The sequence below is a fragment of the Micromonospora matsumotoense genome (genome assembly GCF_900091525.1).
Lineage (GTDB): Bacteria > Actinomycetota > Actinomycetes > Mycobacteriales > Micromonosporaceae > Micromonospora > Micromonospora matsumotoensis.
In genome coordinates this window covers 386,528-406,209 of sequence record NZ_FMCU01000001.1, presented here as the reverse complement: position 1 = coordinate 406,209, position 19,682 = coordinate 386,528, and the positions used below count along the sequence as shown (strand labels likewise).

The 19,682-nt window shown below is 73.6% G+C and carries 17 protein-coding genes; 14 read left to right on the top strand and 3 right to left on the bottom strand.

Annotation, left to right across the window (positions count from 1 at the left end; genetic code table 11):
• Window positions 1–121 precede the first annotated feature (121 nt).
• Together GA0070216_RS01725 and GA0070216_RS01720 are read left to right on the top strand one after the other, a co-directional pair.
• Window positions 122–520: a hypothetical protein gene (locus GA0070216_RS01725; protein ID WP_091237547.1), complete on the top strand. Its 399-nt coding sequence runs from the start codon at window positions 122–124 to the stop codon at window positions 518–520.
• A gap of 26 nt (window positions 521–546) precedes the next feature.
• The gene (locus tag GA0070216_RS01720; RefSeq protein ID WP_091237546.1) at window positions 547–1,218 is read left to right on the top strand and encodes a CHAP domain-containing protein; all 672 of its coding nucleotides are present in this window, start codon (window positions 547–549) and stop codon (window positions 1,216–1,218) included.
• 126 nt (window positions 1,219–1,344) lie between these two features.
• Here the strand turns inward: GA0070216_RS01720 and GA0070216_RS01715 are convergent, their stop codons facing one another.
• The 3 genes from GA0070216_RS01715 to GA0070216_RS01705 are packed head-to-tail and all read right to left on the bottom strand — an operon-like array spanning window position 1,345 to window position 4,005.
• Window positions 1,345–2,049, bottom strand: a complete 705-nt coding sequence (locus GA0070216_RS01715) for a TVP38/TMEM64 family protein (protein ID WP_091237544.1) — start codon at window positions 2,047–2,049, stop codon at window positions 1,345–1,347.
• Window positions 2,046–2,768 carry a type 1 glutamine amidotransferase gene (locus GA0070216_RS01710; protein ID WP_091237541.1) on the bottom strand — a complete coding sequence of 241 codons (723 nt, stop codon included), beginning with the start codon at window positions 2,766–2,768 and terminating at the stop codon, window positions 2,046–2,048. Before GA0070216_RS01710 ends, GA0070216_RS01715 begins: the two co-directional genes overlap by 4 nt.
• Complete coding sequence (locus GA0070216_RS01705; protein WP_091237539.1) at window positions 2,758–4,005, bottom strand: MurT ligase domain-containing protein; 1,248 nt, start codon at window positions 4,003–4,005, stop codon at window positions 2,758–2,760. Before GA0070216_RS01705 ends, GA0070216_RS01710 begins: the two co-directional genes overlap by 11 nt.
• Before the next feature lie 354 nt (window positions 4,006–4,359).
• Between GA0070216_RS01705 and mraZ the strand changes: the two genes are divergently transcribed.
• The 12 genes from mraZ (at window position 4,360) to ftsZ (ending at window position 19,659) form a co-directional block, all read left to right on the top strand.
• Window positions 4,360–4,791, top strand: a complete 432-nt coding sequence (mraZ, locus tag GA0070216_RS01700) for a division/cell wall cluster transcriptional repressor MraZ (protein WP_091237536.1) — start codon at window positions 4,360–4,362, stop codon at window positions 4,789–4,791.
• A 207-nt stretch (window positions 4,792–4,998) separates the two neighbouring features.
• Window positions 4,999–6,108: a 16S rRNA (cytosine(1402)-N(4))-methyltransferase RsmH gene (gene rsmH, locus GA0070216_RS01695; protein ID WP_091238841.1), complete on the top strand. Its 1,110-nt coding sequence runs from the start codon at window positions 4,999–5,001 to the stop codon at window positions 6,106–6,108.
• The gene (gene ftsL, locus GA0070216_RS01690; RefSeq protein WP_091237534.1) at window positions 6,105–6,701 is read left to right on the top strand and encodes a cell division protein FtsL; all 597 of its coding nucleotides are present in this window, start codon (window positions 6,105–6,107) and stop codon (window positions 6,699–6,701) included. The genes rsmH and ftsL overlap by 4 nt, the downstream gene beginning before the upstream one ends.
• Before the next feature lie 4 nt (window positions 6,702–6,705).
• The gene (locus GA0070216_RS01685; RefSeq protein WP_091237531.1) at window positions 6,706–8,994 is read left to right on the top strand and encodes a penicillin-binding transpeptidase domain-containing protein; all 2,289 of its coding nucleotides are present in this window, start codon (window positions 6,706–6,708) and stop codon (window positions 8,992–8,994) included.
• Window positions 8,995–9,046: 52 nt separating this feature from the next.
• A complete protein-coding gene (locus GA0070216_RS01680; RefSeq protein WP_091237529.1) occupies window positions 9,047–10,609 on the top strand; it encodes a UDP-N-acetylmuramoyl-L-alanyl-D-glutamate--2,6-diaminopimelate ligase in 1,563 nt (520 codons plus the stop codon).
• On the top strand, window positions 10,606–12,024 hold the full coding sequence (locus tag GA0070216_RS01675; protein WP_091237526.1) for a UDP-N-acetylmuramoyl-tripeptide--D-alanyl-D-alanine ligase: 1,419 nt from the start codon (window positions 10,606–10,608) through the stop codon (window positions 12,022–12,024). The genes GA0070216_RS01680 and GA0070216_RS01675 overlap by 4 nt, the downstream gene beginning before the upstream one ends.
• Window positions 12,021–13,157: a phospho-N-acetylmuramoyl-pentapeptide-transferase gene (gene mraY, locus GA0070216_RS01670; RefSeq protein WP_091237523.1), complete on the top strand. Its 1,137-nt coding sequence runs from the start codon at window positions 12,021–12,023 to the stop codon at window positions 13,155–13,157. Before GA0070216_RS01675 ends, mraY begins: the two co-directional genes overlap by 4 nt.
• Window positions 13,158–13,453: 296 nt before the next feature.
• Window positions 13,454–14,860 (top strand): FtsW/RodA/SpoVE family cell cycle protein, encoded by a 1,407-nt coding sequence (locus GA0070216_RS01665; RefSeq protein ID WP_091238838.1) that lies wholly within the window; start codon window positions 13,454–13,456, stop codon window positions 14,858–14,860.
• On the top strand, window positions 14,860–15,966 hold the full coding sequence (murG, locus tag GA0070216_RS01660; RefSeq protein ID WP_091237520.1) for an undecaprenyldiphospho-muramoylpentapeptide beta-N-acetylglucosaminyltransferase: 1,107 nt from the start codon (window positions 14,860–14,862) through the stop codon (window positions 15,964–15,966). The genes GA0070216_RS01665 and murG overlap by 1 nt, the downstream gene beginning before the upstream one ends.
• Before the next feature lie 31 nt (window positions 15,967–15,997).
• Window positions 15,998–17,488, top strand: coding sequence for a UDP-N-acetylmuramate--L-alanine ligase (gene murC, locus GA0070216_RS01655; RefSeq protein ID WP_245722244.1), 1,491 nt, complete (start codon window positions 15,998–16,000; stop codon window positions 17,486–17,488).
• Window positions 17,485–18,303, top strand: coding sequence for a cell division protein FtsQ/DivIB (locus tag GA0070216_RS01650; RefSeq protein WP_091237518.1), 819 nt, complete (start codon window positions 17,485–17,487; stop codon window positions 18,301–18,303). The genes murC and GA0070216_RS01650 overlap by 4 nt, the downstream gene beginning before the upstream one ends.
• A gap of 240 nt (window positions 18,304–18,543) precedes the next feature.
• Entirely contained in the window at window positions 18,544–19,659 is a 1,116-nt protein-coding gene (gene ftsZ / locus GA0070216_RS01645; protein WP_091237516.1) for a cell division protein FtsZ, read from the top strand.
• Window positions 19,660–19,682 lie beyond the last annotated feature (23 nt).

The following is a 19,682-nucleotide window of genomic DNA, read 5'->3' as shown; positions in this document are numbered from 1 at the left end:
ATTTGCACGCGTCTTCCACGCCGGTTCCACGGGGTGCCGGGAGGGTGTGCCTGCACGGGGCGGGAGAACCACCCCGGGACGTCGGGAACAGGCGACGTCCACACACCACACGGGAGGACACGTGAACAGAACCTGGCTACGCGGTCTGCGCATCGCCGTCGCCACCGGCCTGGTCGGATCCGCCGCGATCGTGCTGTCGCCCACGGCGGCCTCGGCGGCGGCCTGCCGCACGGGCACGAGCACGATCTCCGGCGCGAGGCTGCAATACCAGATCTGCCCGGAGGCGGTCACCACCGGCCTGAGCTACTTCCTGGAGGACACGGCCAAGGACGGTCGCCGCGCCGAGGTGTGGCTCCGCACACCGAGCACCTCGTCCTCCGGCGTCAAGCTCGACGAGGCGACCCGCGGCGCCGGCGACTGGGCCGAGGACGAGTGGTACGGCCCGTTCAGCTCCGGCGTCTCCCTGAAGGTCTGCACCAGCGACGCCAACACCGACCGACGCTGCGGTTCCTGGCTGTGAGCCGGAGACAGGAGACTCGATTCCCCATGAAATCCATCCGCATGGCCCTGGTGGCCGTGGTCGCCACCGCCGCGGGCCTCGTCGTCGGCCCCGGCGTCGCGCAGGCCGCCGACACCCAGCTCGGCATCGACGTCGGCAACATCGCCTGGGAGCAGTACACCTCCACCAACTCGGACGTGGCCTACCGGCTGAAGGAGCGCAGCGGCGCGGACTGCAACTTCTACACCGGCTTCTGGGCCGACCCGAACAACGACCGGTACGACGGTTCGGGCTACGGCACGTGCGGACCGGTGAGCCCGGGCTACATGTACCGCAACGGGTCGAAGACCTGGGACGACGTGCGGTGGCGGGCGCGGGCGTGGTGCGCCGACTTCGCGAAGTTCGCCTTCTACTGGGGCGGCGCGAAGTACACCGGGCTCACCGCCGCCGCCGGCAGCTTCCGCACGTACGGCATCAACAACGGCACCTGGCACGGCCGCGGCAGCGGTTACGTGCCGCGCAAGGGTGACGCGGCGGTCTACGACTGGGACGGCAACGGAAGCTACGACCACGTCGCGATCGTCACCTCGTACTACGACACCACCACCGACGGCAACCACTACGTGGTCGGTGGCAACCAGTCGAACGCGGTGACGCACGTCCTGCACGGCAACTGGGAGTCGGGCGTCGTCGGTTACGCGTCACCGGCGAAGAAGTAACCCCCCGTTGCGGGTGCGCGACCGGTCCGGGGCCGCGCGGCCCCGGACCGGTCGCGTGGTGCGCGGACCGGCCGGCGCGGTGTCCCGGGCGACCGGATGCGGTCGCCGCGGGTTGCGCCGACCAGGTCAGCCCGGGCCGGGCCGGCGCTGCCGCTCGGCCCGCCACCACTGGTACGCCAGCACCGCGCTGGCGATCAGCCCGAGGCTGGCCGGGGCGGCGGCGTACCAGTTGATGTGGCCGGGGGAACTGGCCGCCGCGCCGATGGCGGCGTAGCCGAAGGCGGTCGGGGCGGAGGCCAGCACGCTGCCGGCCAGGAACGGCAGCACCCGGGCCCCGGTGGTGCCGTAGCCGTAGCTGACCAGCCCGAATCCGGCGATCGGCAGCATCCGTACGGTGATCACGCCCAGCACGCTCTGCCGGGCGAACCAGCCGTCCAGCCGGGCCAACCGGCCGCGTACCCGTTCGGCGACGAACTCCCGCCCCAGCACCCGGCCGACGGCGAAGCCGAGCGCGGCGGCCAGCAGCGCCGCGCCCAGCGCGTACGCCGCGCCCTCCACCGGGCCGAAGACGGCCCCCGCCGCGAGCGTGACGAAGGTACGCGGGACCAGCGCCACCAGCAGCAACGCCCCGATGACGACCCCGGCGACCGGGGCGTACCCGCCGAGGGTGCCGGCGAGCCGGGGCAGCTCGGTGAGGTCCGGACGGGGCGCCAGCAGCAGCAGCGCCGCGAACCCGGCGAGCATGACCAGCAACAGGACGAACCGGCGTGCGGACGGCTGGCCGAACGACCGCCGGGCGGCGGCGATCGCGGCCGCCCGACGGTGGGTCATGTCCGGGCGGCGGCGGCCACGGCGGCGCGGCGTTCGGAGCGGAGCCGGTCGGTCCAGGTGTCGTCCAACGGCGGGAGCTGGTGGCTGCCGGTGGCCCAGCGCAGCAGCAGGTCGGCCAGGGCCGGGTTACGGGCCAGCGCCGGCCCGTGCGAGTAGGTGCCCAGCAGGCTGCCCCGCCAGGCCCCTTCGGTGACGCCGTCGTTGCCGACCCCGGCGCTGACCCGGGCCAGCGGGGACACACCGGGGCCGAGGTGGGTCCGGCCGCCGTGGTTCTCGAACCCGGACAGCGCCGGCACCCCCAGCCTCGGGTCGATCTCGCCGGCCAGCTCGCCGACCGCCCGGGTGGGACCCCGGTCGGAGGAGAGGTCGAGCAGCTCCAGCCCGGCGCACTTGGTGCCCTTGGCGAAGAAGGAGGTGCCGAGGAGCTGGTAGCCGGCGCAGACGCCGAAGACCACCGAGCCCTGGGCGGCGGCCCGGTGCAGGCCGCCGTCGGCGAGCAGCCGCTGCGCGCCGAGCGCCTGTGGGCCGTCCTCGCCGCCGCCGAGCAGATAGATGTCGGCGGTGGCGGGCAGCCGCTGGTCGGAGCGGACCTCCAGCACCTCGACCGGCATCCCGCGCTGCTGCGCCCGGCGGGCCAGGATCAGCAGGTTGCCCCGGTCCCCGTAGGTGGAGAGCAGGTCGGGGTAGATCCAGACGATGCGCAGGCTCTCAGTTGACACGGTCCAACTCCGCTCGGATGTCCTGGAAGGCGGTGTAGTTCGCGATGACCTCCAGCCGGCCCGGCGGGACCGCCCGGACCGCCTCGCCGAACGCCCGGACGTGCTGGAACGGCACCCCGTTGACGTCGAGCCGGACCGCCAGGTCGTACGCCCGGTCACCGGTGATCAGCACCTGCCGGCCGCGCAGCGGCGCGAAGTCGACGTCGAAGAGCCAGGAGGTGTCCAGCCCGTCGGGGTCGCGGGCGTTGATGGAGAGCAGGGTGGGTGCCTCGTCTGCCATGTCGAACGCCTCCAGCCAGCTGGCCGGGTTCTTGGCCAGCAGCAGCCGGATGTTGCGACCGTCCCGGTCGACCTGGGCGTACCGGCCGGCGACCGAGCTCACGGTGTGCAGCCGGGAGACCGCGTCGACGGGGCGTACCCCGAACTCGGCGGCGACGGCGAGGGCGGTGGCCGCGTTGCCGAGGTTGACCTTGCCGGGGAGCTGGAGGGTCACCTTGTGCCAGGCCCCGGTGGGGTCGAGCACCCCGTCGTCCTCCACCGTCCACTGGGCGTCCGGGCGGCGCAGCGGGCAGCCGGTGCACCACCACTGCTCGCCGGAGCGCTGGATGGTGGAACCGCACTCCGGGCAGACCCAGGAGTCGTCGTGCCAGCGTTGGCCGGCGCTGAACCAGGTGACGTGCGGCGGTCGGACGCCCTGTGCGGGGTCGGCCGGTGGGGTGGCCGCCCAGACCACCATCGGGTCGTCGGCGTTGGCCACCACCCGCACGTCGGTGTGCCGGACCAGCGCGGCCCGCCAGAGCTGCGCCATCATGGCCACCTCCTTGGCCCGGTCGAGCTGGTCGCGGGAGAGGTTGAGCAGGGCCACCACGTGCGGTTCGGTGGCCTCCAGCACCTGCGCGAGATAGTGCTCGTCGACCTCGAGCACCGCGTACGGGGTGCTGCCGGCCTTGGCCAGCGCCGAGGTGTGCCCGGTGGGCATGTTGGCGCCGAAGGAGTTGGTCGCGACCCGGCCGAGCACGCCGACGGCGGCGGCGCTGAGCCGGGTGGTGGTGGTCTTGCCGTTGGTGCCGGAGACCAGCGCGATGGCGCGCCCGGCCGAGAGGTGGGCCAGCAGGTCCGGGTCGATCTTCAGACCGATCCACCCGCCGATCACCGAGCCGTCGCCCCGGCCGGCGGCGCGCGACAACGCCGCGGCGGTCCTCGACACGGAGCTGGCCACCTTCGCCCGCAGGGGCATCTTCGCGTCTGTCACCCGAGCGAGGTTACCGGACCTCCGCGCCCGCCAGATCGCCGCCGACGGCGAACCGTTCGGTCGGGGTGGGCCGGGCATCCGGTCGGCGGACGCTCCACCGGATGGAGTCGATCAATGTCGGGTAGCGGACGCGGGGCGGGAGCGCTCCGCCCCTCCACTTCGCTCCACCGGCTCTGACGTGCGGTTTTAGCCGCGACGGCGACGCGCCGGGCGGGCGATTCTGGTTGCAGGTGGAGGGAAGTGGAGTAGAGTGGGGCGCATTGGTGAGGCCGGGAGGGCCCACCGGCCCAGGGGGTCAGCGGCGCCGCGAACGCCGCTCAGGGCGAGGGGGTTGGGCCGATGTTTCTCGGCACCCACACTCCGCGCCTGGACGAAAAGGGCCGGTTGATCCTTCCGGCCAAGTTCCGGGACGAACTGGCGGGGGGTGTCGTGATCACCAAAGGACAGGATCGCTGTCTCTACGTCTTCCCCACGCCCGAGTTCCAGCGGATCGCCGACCAGTTGCGCGCGCAGCCGATGACGAACAAGGCGGCCCGGGCCTACAGCCGGGTCTTCTTCGCCAGCGCGCACGACGAGGTCCCCGACAAGCAGGGCCGGGTCACCATCCCCGCCCACCTCCGGTCGTACGCCGCGCTCGACCGGGACCTGGTGGTGATCGGGGCGAGCACCCGGGTGGAGGTCTGGGACCGGGCGGCCTGGGAGACCTACCTCGCCGAGAGCGAAGACGACTTCGCCGACATCGAGGAGGGGGTGCTGCCCGGCGGTCTGTAGGGCGTGGCGACGCCCGACGTACTGCGAGATCTCCAGCCGCTTTCGAGTTCCTGGCGCCCCTTCCCCGGTGCCAGGGGCACGATCTCCACCCCGGGCCGTGGCCCGGGGCCGGAGCGGGAGCGGATGGGGATCTGGCGGTACGACGGCACGACGTCGTCCGACGAGCAGAGCGCGACACGAAGAACTATTTCCACAGTGGGGGTCGACATGGGGGAGCTACGCGGCACGCACGTGCCGGTGCTGCTCGAGCGGTGTCTCGAGCTGCTGGCCCCCGCGCTGGACCGGGGCGGCCGGACGGTCCACGTCGATGCCACGCTGGGTCTGGCCGGGCACGCCGAGGCGGTGCTGGAACGGCATCCGCACACGGTGCTGATCGGCCTGGACCGGGACACCGAGGCCCTGGCGCACGCCCGGGTCCGGCTGGCCCGGTTCGCCGACCGGATCCACCTGGAGCACGCCGTCTACGACGAACTGCCCGAGGTGGTGGCGCGGCTCGGCTATCCGGGCATCGACGGGGTGCTGTTCGACCTGGGTGTCTCCTCGCTGCAGCTCGACGCGCCCGACCGCGGGTTCGCCTATGCCCAGGACGCGCCGCTGGACATGCGGATGGACCAGACCCGGGGGGTGACCGCCGAAGAGGTGGTCAACAGCTACTCCCACCCTGATCTGGCCCGGGTGCTGCGGGTCTACGGCGAGGAGAAGTTCGCCGGCCGGATCGCCTCGGCGGTCCTGCGGGAGCGGGAGCGGGGCCGGATCACGTCCTCGGCCCGGCTGGCCGAACTGGTCAGGGAGAGCATTCCGGCACCAGCACGACGAACCGGGGGACACCCGGCCAAGAGAACGTTTCAGGCTTTACGGATCGAGGTAAACAGGGAACTGGCAGTGCTGGAGACGGCGCTGCCGGCCGCCCTCGACACGCTCGATGTGGGCGGCCGCATGGTGGTCCTGTCCTACCACTCGTTGGAGGACCGGCTCACCAAGCAGGCGCTCGCCGACCGAGTCCGCAGTAAGGGCCCGGTCGACCTCCCGGTGGAGCTGCCCGGGTCGGGTCCGACGTTCCGGCTGCTCAGCCGGGGCGCCGAACTCGCCGGGGAGGCGGAGGTCACCGCGAACCCGCGGGCCGCATCGGTCCGGTTGCGGGCGGCGGAGCGACTCGACCCGGCCACCGGGCAGCAGGGGCGGACCGACCGCGAACGGTCCCGCCGACGGGCCAGGGCGACGCACCAACCGGAAACGGTGTCGACGGCGGGTCCCACAGTGGATCTGGGGTCGTCACCGGGGGACGGCAGGACGGACGAACAGGGGGAGGGGACATGAACGTCAACAAGCGTGACGGCCGCGACGCGGCCGTCGGGCAGCGCGCACCGCGGTCGGGGGGCCGGACCACGGCGCAGCGCACGAACCGCACCGCGACGCCGGCGGACCTCGCCGGTCAGCAGGGGGAGGCTCGCCGGGGGGCGCGCGAGTTCCCCACCCAGGGCAGCGCCGCGCTGCGGCCGGCAGAGCAGCCGGCCACCCGGACCACCGGCACCGGGTCACCCCGGCTGCGGGTGGCGCCGCCGCCGCCGGTCCGGGTGCCCCGGGCGCCGTTCGCGGCGCTGATCGTGGTGCTCGTGGTCGGCGGGGTGCTGGGCATCCTCGCGGTCAACACCAAGATCAACGAGAACGCCTTCAAGCTCCAGCAGCTCCAGCAGCAGCAGGCCCGCCTCGACGTCGACCAGCAGCAGTTGGAGAAGGAGATCGAGGAGGCCAAGGAGCCGGGCAACCTGACCGCCGAAGCCCGCAAGCTGGGCCTGGTCGAGGCGGGCGAACCGGCGTACATCCGGCTGCCGGACGGTCGGCTGATCGGCGTGCCGCAACCGGCCGACGGGCAGCCGGCGATCACCAGCCAGCAGGGCAACGGGGGGTAGACCCGTGCCACCGAGATCGGACGAACCGCGCCGGGACGCCACAGGCTCCCGGCGCGGTGCGGTTCGTGGTGGGACCGCCCGGGGCGGTGAGCCACGGACCGGTGAGCCACCCGCCACCGGACCGCGCACGGGGGAGTCCCGCACCGGGGAGCCCCGGGCCGGGGACGTCGGGGGGATCTCCGACGCGCGGGCGTACACGCCACGGGGCCGGACCATCCGGGAGAGCAGCGAGGAACGGGGCGGGCAGCGGCGTACCCCCCGGGCCGGCCGGTCCGGCGACCCGTTCCGCCCCGCCCTCCAGGTGCTCGACGGCGGTCGGGCCGTCGCCAACCGGGCCGGCCGCCGGGAGGCCGCCCCGACCAGGCGCACCGGTGTCATCCGGACCGTGCCGCCCCGGGCCGCCCCCGACGACGACGAGTTCGCCGAGCCGCCCGCGCCGCGCCGTCGCCCCGGCCGCACCCCCCCGCGTCGCACCGACACGCCCGGCCGGGGTGCCCCGCGCCGCACCGAGGCGCCCCGCCGTACCGACCGGCCCGCCGGCCGGCGACCGGTGCGCAAGCCGCGCCGCCCGCCGAAGCTGGCCGAACCGCGTCGCCGGCTGCGGCTGGGCACCGTGCTCGTGCTGGCGGTCTTCGCCGTGATCGGCATCCGGCTGGTCGTCCTGCAGGCCGTGGACACCCCGGCGTACGCCGGCGGTGGCGTCGGCAACCGGCTCAGCCGGATCGACCTGCCGGCCCCGCGCGGGTCGATCGAGGACCGCACCGGCGCCCCGCTGGCCCGCAGCATCGAGGCACGGTACGTCTTCGCCGACCCGACGATGGTCAAGGACCGGACGGAGACCGCGAAGCTGCTCTCCCCGCTGCTCGGCGTCCCCGTCTCCGAACTGGCCGAGAAGATGAAGCGCCAGGGCGAACTCCAGTTCCGCTACCTGGCCCGGGGTGTCGACATCGCCCGGGCCAAGCAGATCGAGGCGCTCGACCTCGCCGGCATCGGCACCCACCGCGACGAGCGTCGCGAGGTGCCCGGCGGCGACCTCGCCGCCAACCTGGTCGGCTTCACCAGTCTGGACCTGGACGGCCTGGAGGGGTTGGAGGCCCGCTACGACGACCTGCTGCGGGGGCAGGACGGCCGGTGGGTCTACGAGGCCGGCGCGGGCGACCTGAACGCGGCGATCCCCGGCGGCTACAGCCAGACCACCGCCCCCAAGCCGGGCAGCTCGCTGGTGCTCACCATCGACCGAGACCTCCAGTTCCAGGTGCAGCAGATCCTCAGCCGGCAGATGGCGCAGACCCGGGGCGCGATCGGCGCGGCCGTGGTGCTCGACGCCAAGACCGGTGACGTGCTGGCCCAGGCCAGCAACCCCACCTACAACGCGGCCACGCCGGAGCAGAGCCGACCCACCGACCGGGAGGACGCGGCCACCAGCTTCGTGGTCGACCCGGGCTCGGTGCACAAGGCGATCACCTACGGCGCGGCCCTGCAGGAGGGGGTCATCACCCCGGACAGCGCCTGGCCGGTCGCGAACACCGTCACCAGGGGTGGGGTGACCTTCCGGGACACCCACCCGGCCGAGGGCAAGAAGCTGAGCGTGGCCGGGATGCTGGCCTACTCGTCCAACGTCGGCACCATCGAGATCGGCGACCGGCTCGGCCCGGACCGGCTGATCGACTACCAGAAGCGGTTCGGGTTGGGCCAGCCCACCGGCGAGGGGATGCCCGGCGAGGCGTCCGGGCGGCTGCTCCCGGCCGACCAGTGGAGCGGTTCGTCGTACGGGTCGGTGCCGATCGGGCACAGCGTCGACGCCACCCCGCTGCAGATGGCCGCCGCGTACGCCACCATCGCCAACGACGGCACCTACGTGCAGCCGCACCTGATCAAGGAGGTGGTCGGGGCGGACGGCAAGCGCACCCCCTCCGCCGCCCCGGTCACCCGTTCGGTGCTCAGCCCGCAGAACGCCGCCGCGCTGCGCACCCTGCTGGAGGCGGTCACCACCGTCGACGGCGCGACCGGCCGGGCCGCCGCGGTGCCCGGCTACCGGATCGCCGGCAAGACCGGCACCGGCCTGCGCTACGTCGACGGCAAGCAGCAGCCCGGCGAGGTGGGGTCGTTCATCGGGATGGCCCCCGCCGAGGCACCCCGGTACGTGGTGGCGGTCTTCGTGTGGAACCCCGAGGGCGGTGGCGGCGCGGTCGTCGCACCGGCGTTCCGCGAGATGATGGGCTTCACGCTGCGTCACTACCGGGTCCCGCCGTCGCGCGGGAAATCCCCCAACTTCGAGGTCTTTCCGCGCTGACCGGGAACGGCGGGACATCATCGGTGAGTGCCGACGAACCACCGGGGCGGCTGTGCGGCCGGAACCGGACGACCGGGTAGGGTCTGACGCCGTGCCCGGCAATCCACGCCCCCGTACCGTGCCCGGAGTCCGGATCGGCGACCTCGCCGACCGGCTCGCCGTAGCGCCGCCGGCAGACGCCGCCGAGCTGGTCGTGACCGGGGTGACCCACGCCAGCCAGGAGGTCCGCCCCGGCGACCTGTACGCCGCGCTGCCCGGCGCCCGTCGGCACGGCGCGGAGTTCGCCGCCGGTGCCGCCGCGGCCGGTGCGGTGGCCGTGCTGACCGACCCGTCCGGTGCGGCGGCGGCCGGCGCGACCGGGCTGCCCGTCCTGGTGACGCCCGACCCGCGGGCCGTGCTGGGCGAGCTGGCGGCCGCGGTCTACGGCGACCCGACCGACGGACTCACCGTGATCGGGGTGACCGGCACCGCCGGCAAGACCTCCACCGCCTACCTGATCGAGTCCGGGCTGCGCGCCGCCGGCCACGTCACCGGCCTGATCGGCACGGTGGAGACCCGGCTGGGCGACCTGGTGATCGACAGCGTCCGGACCACCCCGGAGGCCACCGACCTGCACGCCCTGCTCGCCGCCGCACGCGAGCGCGGGGTGACCGCGGTGGTCATGGAGGTGTCCAGTCACGCCCTGGCGATGGGCCGGGTCGGCGGGGTCCGGTTCGCCGTGGGCGGCTACACCAACTTCGGCTCCGACCACCTCGACTTCCACGCCGACTCGGCCGACTACTTCGCCGCCAAGGCGAAGCTGTTCGACGGGCGCTGCCGGGTCGAGGTGCTCAACCACGACGACGCGGCCCTGCGCCCGCTGTTCCGCCCGGCGACGGTCAGCTACTCGGCGGCCGGCGACCCGACCGCCACCTGGTGGGCCGACCGGGTCGGCGGCGAGGGCTACGCCCAGCGCTTCACCGCGCACGGCCCCGACGACCTGGTCCTGCCCGCCGGGGTGGCCCTGCCCGGCCGGCACAACGTGGCGAACGCGCTGCTCGCCGTCGCCTGCCTGGTCGCCGCCGGGGTCGACCCGGTGACCGCCGCCGCCGGGGTGGCCGCCTGTGGCGGGGTGCCCGGCCGGTTGGAACTGGTCAGCGGGGACGCGCCGGTGCGCGGGGTGGTCGACTACGCGCACAAGACCGACGCCGTGGTGGCCGCCCTGGCCGCGCTGCGCGCCACCGGCGCCGGCCGGTTGATCTGCGTCATCGGCGCCGGTGGCGACCGGGACCGGGGCAAGCGGCCGGTGATGGGTGCCGCCGCCGCCCGGGGCGCCGACGTGGTGCTGGTGACCGACGACAACCCGCGTACCGAGGACCCGGCGACGATCCGGGCCGAGGTGTTGGCCGGGGCGTACGGGGCCGACGCCGCCGCCGAGGTCATCGAGGTGCCGGGCCGGCGGGAGGCGATCGCCGAGGCGGTGCGGCTGGCCGAGCCGGGGGACGTGGTGGCGCTGCTCGGCAAGGGACACGAACGGGGTCAGGAGATCGCCGGCCAGGTGCACCCGTTCGACGACCGCACCGAGTTGGCGGAGGCGCTGCGCGTCCGCTTCGGCGACCTGGCGGGTCAGCGGTGATCCCGCTGAGCCTGGCCGAGGTCGCCTCGGCGGTCGGTGGTCGACTGCACGCCGCCGACCCGGCCGCCCGGGTCACCGGTCCGGTCGAGTTCGACTCCCGCAAGGTCGTCGCCGGGGCGCTCTTCGTCGCCTTCCCCGGCGAGCGGGTCGACGGACACGACTACGCCGCGGGTGCGGTCGCCGACGGCGCGGTGGCGGTGCTCGGCACCCGGGAGCTACCCGGGGTGCCGATGGTGCTGGTGGACGACGCGCTGGCCGCGCTGGGCCGGCTGGCCCGGACCGTGGTGGACCGGCTGCCCGGACTCACCGTGATCGGGCTGACCGGTTCGTCGGGCAAGACCACCACCAAGGACCTGATCGCCCAGCTCGCCGTCCGGCTCGGCCCGACGGTGGCCCCGCCCGGGTCGTTCAACAACGAGCTGGGCCACCCGTACACCGCGTTGCAGGCCACCGCGCAGACCAGGTACCTGGTGATGGAGAAGGGCGCCCGGGGCGTCGGGCACGTCCGTTACCTCTGCGACGTGGTGCCGCCGCAGATCTCGGTGGTGCTCAACGTCGGGGTCGCGCACCTGGGCGAGTTCGGTTCGGTGGAGAACATCGCCCTGGCCAAGGGGGAGCTGGTGGAGGCGCTGCCGGCCGAGGGGCTGGCCGTGCTCAACGCCGACGACCCGCTGGTCGCCGCGATGGCGTCCCGCACCGCCGCCCGGGTGGTCCGCTACGGCGAGTCCGCCGACGCCGACGTCCGCGCGGTGGAGGTCACCCTGGACGGGCGGGGTCGGCCGTCGTACACGTTGGTCACCCCGGAGGGGACCGCGCCGGTGCGGCTCGGCCTGACCGGCCGGCACCAGGTCTCCAACTCGCTCGCCGCGGCGGCGGTCGCCCGCGAGCTGGGCATGCCGCTGGCCGAGCTGGCGGCGGCCCTGGGCGACCTGGGGCTGGTCTCCACCCGCCGGATGGACGTCTTCGCGCGTCCCGACGGGGTGACCGTGATCGACGACTCGTACAACGCCAATCCGGCCTCGACGGCGGTGGCGTTGCGCGCGCTGGCCGGGATGGACCGGGGTGGGCGGACGTTCGCCGCGCTGGGCTACATGGCCGAGCTGGGCGAGTACGAGGACGAGGGGCACCGGGAGGTCGGCCGGCTCGCGGCCGAACTCGGTGTCGACCGGCTGCTCGTGGTGGGTGAGCCGGCCGCGCCGATCCACGAGGGCGCGACAGCGGTAAGTGACTGGGGAGGAGAGTCGGTGCTGCTCACCGATCAGGCGGCGGCCGTCGAGGTGCTGCGCAGCGAGCTACGGCCGGGAGACGTCGTCCTGGTGAAGGGCTCCCGGTACCGCACCTGGGAGGTCGCCGACGCGCTGCGGGTCGACGCCTCCGGTGCCGGGGCCGGCGCGGGCGCGGGGGGTGCCGCGTGAGGGCGGTCATCGTCGCCATCGGCGTGGCGTTCCTGGTGTCGTTGCTGGCCACCCCGCTCGCGATCAAGGTGTTCGCCCGGCTCAAGGCCGGCCAGCCGATCCGCTCGAACCTCGGGCTGGCCAGCAACGAGGGCAAGAAGGGCACACCGACGATGGGCGGTGTGGTCTTCATCCTGGCCACGGTGATCGCGTACGTCGCCGGTCACCTCGCCCTGACCACCCTGCCGGACGCGCAGATCGCCCAGGTCGAGCCGACCATCACCGCGCTGGTGCTGCTGGGGCTGATGGTCTTCTCCGGGGCGGTCGGCTTCATCGACGACTTTCTCAAGGTGCGCAAGCGGCACAGCGGTGGGCTCAACAAGCGCGGCAAGCTGTTCGGGCAGATCCTGGTCGGGGCGATCTTCGGGGTGGTCGCGCTCTACTTCCCGAGCAGCATGACCGACGCCAGCGGCGCGACGACCAACACCGAGACCGTGGGCAGCAGCACGCTGAGCTTCATCCGGGACATCCCGGCCCTGGAGATCGGCAAGATCGCCTCGGTGATCGTGATCATCCTGGTGGTGATGGCGGCGACCAACGGGGTCAACCTCACCGACGGCCTGGACGGGCTGGCCACCGGCGCGTCGGTGATGGTCCTCGCCGCGTACGCGCTGATCGCGTTCTGGCAGTACCGGCACTGGTGCGCCGACCCGACGTACACCGCCAACCCGGACAACTACTGCTACGCCGTCCGGGACCCGTTGGAGATCGCGCTGATCGCCGGGGCGGCGGCCGGGGCATGCGTGGGCTTCCTGTGGTGGAACACCTCGCCGGCCCGGATCTTCATGGGCGACACCGGCGCGCTGGGCCTCGGTGGCCTGATCGCCGGGATGGCGATGTCCACCCGGACGATCCTGCTGCTGCCCATCCTCGGCGGGCTCTTCGTGATCATCACGATGTCGGTGGTGATCCAGATCATCTCGTTCCGGACCACCGGCAAGCGGGTGTTCCGGATGTCCCCGCTCCAGCACCACTTCGAGCTGGCCGGCTGGAGCGAGGTCAACATCGTGGTCCGGTTCTGGATCATCGCGGGCATCGGGGTGGCCATCGCGCTCGGCCTGTTCTACAGCGACTTCCTGGCCAGCATGGGCTGATCGCGCGCCGGGTCCAGTGCCGGCCCGCGTGCCGGCTCCGGCCGGCCCGGACCCGCCGCCGGACGACCACGGACGCGGGCTCCTCCTACCGGAGGGGCCCCTGTTCCGCATTTCGACACGCCGACCGGGGGGAACGGCCGGAACGGGCCGCCCGCAGCGGCGATGATGGGCGGGTGGGGGAGGACCGAGGCACCAGCACCGGCACGACGGCGCAGACCCAGCCACGGCGGGTCGCGGGCGCGGGGCGTACCGCCGATCCGCCGGCGGGGAGGGCCGGGCTGGACCCGGCCGGTGGCCTGGCGGCGCTGCGCGGCCTGCTGGCCCGCCCGCTGGCCTCCTACTACCTGCTGCTGTCCAGCGCCGGCCTGCTGCTGCTGATCGGCCTGACCATGGTCTTCTCGGCGACCAGCGTGCGGGACTACGCCGAGGCCGGCGACGCCGCCGCCTCGGTGACCAAGCAGGCGATCTTCGCGGTGATCGGCATCGTCGCGTTCTGGGCCTGCCAGCGGCTGCCGGCCAGCACCTTCCGCTCGCTGGGCCGGCCCCTGCTCGGGGGTGCCGTGGTGCTGCTGCTGGTGCTCAACCTGCTGGTGGCCCTGGACGCGCTGTTCGGGTTGGAGTCCCTCGGGCCGCTGCGGGCCAACCTGCTCTGGCTCTATCTCGGGCCGATCCAGGTGCAGCCCGCCGAACTGGCCAAACTGGCGCTGGTGCTCTGGGGCGCGCACGTGGTGGCCCGCAAGGGTGCGGCGCTGGGTTGGTGGAAGGAACTGGCCACCCCGCTGTTCCCGGTGGTCGGGCTGCTCTTCGTGCTGGTCGGCTACAACGACCTGGGCAGCATGCTCTGCCTGCTGGCCATCGTGGTCGGGCTGCTCTGGGCGGCCGGGGTGCGGCTGCGGGTCTTCGCCGCCCTCTCCGCGGTCGGCCTGGCCGGCATCGGCCTGCTGGTCGCGGTGGCCTCGCTCGGGGCCGGCTCCGGGGCGCGCGGCCAGGACAACTACCGGCTGGCCCGGCTCACCTCGTTCCTCGACACGCCGGACCCGGCCAAGTGCGTCGAGGACGCCTGCTGGCAGATGGTCCAGGCCCGCAACGCCATCGAGCACGGCGGCTGGTTCGGCGTCGGGCTGGGCAAGGGCAGCCTCAAGTTCGGTTGGCTGCCGGCCGCCCACAACGACTTCATCTTCGCCGTCATCGCCGAGGAGTTGGGCGTGGTCGGCTGCACCGTCATCCTGGTGCTCTTCGCCGTGCTGGCCTACACCGGGCTGCGGATCGCCCGCCGGGTCGCCGACCCGTTCCGCCGGCTCGCCGCCACCGCCGTCACCGCCTGGCTGGCCGGCCAGGCGGTGATCAACGTCGGTGGGGTGACCAAGCTGCTGCCGCTGACCGGCGTGCCGCTGCCGTTCATCTCCGACGGCGGCAGCGCCCTGGTCGTCACCCTGGCGGCGGTGGGCATGCTCGCCTCCTTCGCCCGCGCCGAACCCGACGCGGCCCGAGCCCTGCACGCCCGTCCGCCCGCCCGATGGGTCCGACTAGTCTGGGCCCCGTTGCCGCCGCTTCCCGGCGCGCGGAGCCGACCGGCACCGCCGCCGGCTGCCCCGGGGTCCGTACCCCGGGCGCGCGGGCGGCGACCCGACGATCAGGCCGTACCGCGCGGCGTCCGGCAGGACCGGACCCGGGGCGGGCCGGCGAGCGAGAGGAGACGCTGATGGGTCCGCTGCGTTCGGTGGTGCTCTGTGGAGGGGGCACCGGTGGGCACATCTACCCGCTGCTCGCCTTCGCCGACTGCCTGCGCCGACACGACCCGGGCGTCCGGATCACCTGCCTCGGCACCCCCAAGGGGCTGGAGAACGAGCTGATCCCGCCGGCCGGCTACGACCTGCGGACGATCCCGGCCTACCAGTTGCCCCGCTCGGTCAACCTGGGCCTGATGCGCACCCCGGACCGGATGTGGAAGGCGGCCCGCGCCGCCGGCAAGGTGATCGACGAGGTCGCCGCCGACGTGGTCGTCGGCTTCGGCGGGTACGTCTCGGTGCCCGGCTACCTGGCCGCCTGGCGACGCGAGATGCCGATCGTCATCCACGAGGTGAACGTCCCGCCGGGAGTGGCCAACCGGCTCGGCATGAAGTTCACCAAGAACCTCGCGGTCGGCTTCCCGCACCAGCCGGCCCAGTCCGAGGCGCTGCGCGACGCCCGGGTGGTCGGGGTGCCGCTGCGCCGGGGCATCGCCGGGCTGGACCGCAACGCCGCCCGCGCCGCCGCCCGCGCGCACTTCGGGCTCCGCCCCGACCTGCCGGTGCTCTTCGTCGCCGGTGGCTCGCAGGGGGCCCGGTCGATCAACCTGGCGGTCTCCGGCGCGGCCAAGGAGCTGGCCCGCAACGGCGTGCAGGTGCTGCACGTGATGGGCGCCCGCAACGAGCCGGTGCCGATCCCCACCGATCTGCCGGTGCCGTACGTGGCGCTGCCCTACCTGTCCGAGATGGAGCTGGGCTACGCCGCCGCCGACCTGATGCTCGCCCGGGGCGGGGCGATGACCTGCGCCGAGGTGGCCGCCATCGGGCTGCCCACCATCTATGTCCCCTACCCGCACTCCAATCAGGAGCAGAAGCGTAACGCGCTGCCCGTGGTGGAGGCCGGCGGCGGGCTGCTGGTCGACGACGCCGAGCTGACCCCGGCCTGGCTGGAGCGCACCGTGCTGCCCCTGCTGCGGGACCCGCAGCGGCTGTACGCGATGAGCAACGCCGCCGCCGCGTACGGCCGACGCGACGGCGACGTGGCCCTGCTCAACTTCGTCTACGAGGCGGTGGCCCGGTGAGCCGGTCCACCGCGACGGGAAGGTACCTGGCATGAACACCGCGCAGTTCACCCCGGCCGGCACGCTCACCGCGGAGGACCTGGGCCGGATCCACCTGATCGGGGTGGGTGGGGTCGGCATGAGCGGCCTGGCCCGGCTCTTCCTCACCCGGGGGCTGCCGGTCTCCGGCAGCGAGCTGCGCGAGTGGCCGTCGCTGGCCGGGATGCGGGCGCTGGGCGGCACCATCCACATGAGCCACGAGGCGGCCAACCTCGACGGGGTGGACACCGTGGTCTACTCCTCGGCCATTCCGCAGGACCACCTGGAGATGGTCGAGGCGCGGCGGCGCGGGCTGCGGGTGCTGCACCGCTCCGAGGCGCTGGCGGCGGCGATGACCGGGCGGCGTACCGTCGCGGTGGCCGGCACCCACGGCAAGACCACCACCACCTCGATGGTGACCATGGTGCTCCAGCAGGCCGGCGTCGACCCGTCCTTCGTGATCGGCGGGGAGATCTCCGAGGTCGGCTCGGGCGCGCACCACGGCACCGGTGAGCACTTCGTGGTCGAGGCGGACGAGAGCGACCGGTCGTTCCTGATCTACCGCCCGTTCGTCTCGATCATCACCAACATCGAGGCCGACCACCTGAACACCTACGGCGACCTGGCGACCCTGGAGGCGGCGTTCGCCGAGTTCGCCCGGCTCACCGACCCGGCCGGATTCGTCATCACCTGCGCCGACGACCCGGGCAGCCGGCGGTTGGCCGAGACGCTGCGCGCCGAGGGCCGGCGGGTCTGGACGTACGGCGAGGCGCCCGACGCCGACCTGCGGCTGTCCGAGATGGCCTCGTCCGCCCAGGGTGCGCGGTACCTGGCCGCGCTCGACGGCCGTTCGCTGGGCGAGATCCGGCTGCCGGTGCCCGGCCGGCACATGGGGCTCAACAGCGCCGCGGCGGTGCTCGCCGCCCACCTGCTCGGCCTGCCGGTGGCAGCGGCGGAGGCGGCGTTGGCCGTGTTCCCGGGGGTACGCCGGCGTTTCGAACGCAAGGGCGTCGCCGACGGCGTGCTGGTCTACGACGAGTACGCCTACCACCCGACCTCGATGACCCTGGCCCTGCGGACGCTGCGCGAGGTGGCCGGCGACGGCCGGTTGATCGTGGTCTTCCAGCCGTACCGGCTGTACCGCACCCGGGATCTGCAGGCGGAGATCGCCGCCGCCCTGGGCATCGCCGACGAACTGGTGCTGCTGGAGGTCTTCGGCCCCGGTGAGCTGCGCCAGCCGGGCGAGGGGTCGGCGGCGTTGCTGGCGGCGGTGCCGCTGGACGCCGCGCACAAGGTCTTTGTGGACTCGCTCGACGACGCGCCGGTGGAGGTGGCCCGCCGGGCCCGCCCCGGTGACGTGGTGGTGACCATGGGCGCCCCACCGATCTCCCTGCTGGGTGACCAACTGCTCGACACGCTGACCGCCCGGGTCGGCGGGGTCGCCGCCCCGATCGCCCCGGGCCCGGTCGTCGGCCCGGACGGCGCGGTCTCCACCACCGGATGAGTCCGGGCCCGGCGCGGGGTCGTCCCGCGGGCGCGGACGGCGGCGGCTCCCGACGTGGTCCGGCACGGCGCTGGCAGCTCGTCCGGGCCGGCAGCGACGCGGTCCCGCCGTCCACCCGGCGGTTCATGGCGCGGGCCCGGCAGCGGCGGATGCGGGCCGCCCTGCCCTGGGCGGTGCTGGCCGGGGTGCTGGTCCTCGCCGGTCTGGTGGCCTGGGCGGTGCTCGGCTCCGGCCTGTTCGGGGTGCGTGAGGTCCGGGTGGAGGGGGCCCGGCTGGTCACCCCGGTCGAGGTGCGCGATGCGGCGGCCGTGCCGGACGGGGTGCCGTTGGCCCGGGTGGACCTGGCCGCGACGGCCCGGCGGATCGGGGGGTTGGCCCCGGTCGAGCGGGCCACCGTCCACCGGGACTGGCCGGACACCCTGGTGGTGACGGTGGTGGAGCGGACCGGGGTGGCGGTGGTGCCCCGGGACGACCGGTTCGTGGTGCTCGACCGGACCGGGGTGGTGTTCCGGACGCTGCCCCGCCCCCCGCAGGGGCTGCCGCTGGTGCGGTTGGCCGAGCCGGGGCCGGACGATCCGGGCACCCGGGCGGCGTTGCAGGTGCTGACCGTCCTCACCCCCCAGTTGCGGGCCGTCCTGGTCGAGGTGACCGTCGAGGGGTTGGCCCGGATCGGGCTGACCCTGCGCGACGAGCGGACGGTGGTGTGGGGCGACGCGACCCGGGGCGAGGACAAGGCGCGGGTGGCGACGGCGTTGCTGAGTCGCAAGGCCGACACGATCGACGTGAGCGCGCCGGACGTGGTGACCTTCAGGTGAGGCCCGTGTGGAACGTGAGTCGTTACGCTCGCGGCGGCGACACGCCGGTGAGGTCCTTGGCTCTCGGCGTGGAGGCGCTTACGTTGCCCCGAAGAGGATCAGTGGTTGACATAACTGTAAGCCTCTAGTAGAGGGTTAGGGTTCAGCTCTGATCCTCGCTGGTGACAGCTCGTCGACCACCGGTCTGGGCCACGCCGAACCGGGGCGGTGCGAGCCAATCTCGAACGGAAAGGACCGGAGATGACACCTCCGCACAACTACCTGGCGGTCATCAAGGTCGTCGGCATCGGCGGCGGCGGCGTCAACGCCGTCAACCGGATGATCGAGGTTGGGCTCAAGGGCGTCGAGTTCATCGCGATCAACACCGACGCGCAGGCGCTGCTGATGAGCGACGCCGACGTCAAGCTCGACGTCGGCCGGGAGCTGACCCGGGGACTCGGCGCGGGCGCCAACCCGGACGTCGGCAAGAACGCCGCCGAGGACCACCGCGACGAGATCGAAGAGGTGCTCAAGGGCGCCGACATGGTCTTCGTCACCTGCGGCGAGGGCGGCGGCACCGGCACCGGCGGGGCGCCGGTGGTGGCCAACATCGCCCGCAAGCTCGGCGCGCTGACCATCGGCGTGGTGACCCGGCCGTTCTCCTTCGAGGGCAAGCGCCGCCAGGTGCAGGCCGAGGCGGGGATAGACGAACTGCGCAATCAGTGCGACACGCTGATCGTCATCCCGAACGACCGGCTGCTGGCCCTGGGCGACCGTGGGATCAGCATGATGGACGCCTTCCGCACCGCCGACCAGGTGCTGCTCTCCGGTGTCCAGGGCATCACCGACCTGATCACCACCCCGGGCCTGATCAACCTGGACTTCGCCGACGTCAAGAGCGTGATGAGTGGGGCGGGCAGCGCGCTGATGGGTATCGGCAGCGCCCGGGGTGAGAACCGGGCGGTGGAGGCGGCCGAGGCGGCCATCTCCAGCCCGTTGCTGGAGCAGAGCATGGACGGCGCGCGGGGCGTGCTGCTCTCCATCGCCGGCGGCTCCGACCTGGGCCTGTTCGAGATCAACGACGCCGCGCAGCTGGTCACCGACGCGGCCCACCCGGACGCGAACATCATCTTCGGTGCGGTCATCGACGACGCGCTCGGCGACGAGGTGCGGGTCACCGTGATCGCCGCCGGTTTCGACGGTGGCACGCCCGCGTACAAGGCGTCGGAGTCACCGCGCAAGAGCAACCAGAACCAGCCGACCCCGCAGTCCCCGGCGGTCACCGCGCCGGCCACCATGCCGCCGCCGCAGCAGTCGCCGCGCCGGGTGCTCTTCGACGACGTCGACGTGCCCGATTTCCTCAAGAACGGCTCCTGAGCCCGCCGATGACGAGCAGCCCC